Annotated in this window: 1 protein-coding gene; it reads left to right on the forward strand. The window is 48.2% G+C overall.

Going from position 1 to position 868, the window contains the following annotated elements:
• On the forward strand, positions 1-868 hold an 868-nt coding region (locus tag L1075_RS15640; RefSeq protein ID WP_246942759.1), incomplete at both ends, for a M20/M25/M40 family metallo-hydrolase.

An 868-nucleotide genomic window follows, 5' to 3' on the forward strand; every position in this document is an offset into this window, starting at 1 on the left:
TTTAGATATCGCTTTCGAAAAGGGAGTGGACACAACAGTAACCAAAAAGAATAATAAGCTATATGCTCCCGGCATTAGTGATGACAACCGAGGGCTGGCCGCTATCCTTTCAGTCGCTCGTGGTCTCGAAGACGCAAACCTCCAGACGGTCGGTGATATCATATTCGTTGGTACCGTTGGCGAAGAAAACACATTCAGAGGTGTGAGGGCCCTTTTTAAAGAGCGCAATGATATCGATGGCTTTATAACAGTTGATGGCACAAGTGCCAAGTCCATTGGTTATGGTAGTACTGCCGGGTATACCATTAGCTTCAAGTTTCATGGGCCAGGTGGGCATTCCTGGGGGAATTATGAAAGGCCTAGTGCAATTCACGCCATGGGACGGGCCATTGATAAAATTAGCGAATGGGGAAATAAGGACCCAAAAACAGCCTTTAATGTAGGCATCGTCAAGGGCGGTACTGCAGAAAATGCCAAGGCGGTCAATGCCAGCATGTTAATGGAGTTCCGGACTGACGGCGAAAATGAGGAAAGTCTGAAGAAGAAGCTGTTGCAAGCCGTCGACAACGCCGTAGATCAAGAAAACAGCCACTGGGGAGCGGATACTCAGAACGTGACCGTGGATCACAAGATAAAGGTCAAAATACCAGGGGGCAGGCTGGCCAAGTCTTCTATGATGGTTCAGGCTGCAACAGCATCGACTGATGCGGTTGGAGAACAACCCGTATTTATTGATTCTGGTATGACAGATGCCAATTATTCATTTGGCGCAGGTATTCCTGGAATCAATTTGGGTGGCGGAGGCGACTCCGATAATGCCCATTCGTTGGATGAATGGTATGACCCGATAGATGCTTATCTTGGCCCA

Origin of the sequence: Chromohalobacter beijerinckii (assembly GCF_023061185.1) — a bacterium.
Taxonomy (GTDB): domain Bacteria; phylum Pseudomonadota; class Gammaproteobacteria; order Pseudomonadales; family Halomonadaceae; genus Chromohalobacter; species Chromohalobacter beijerinckii.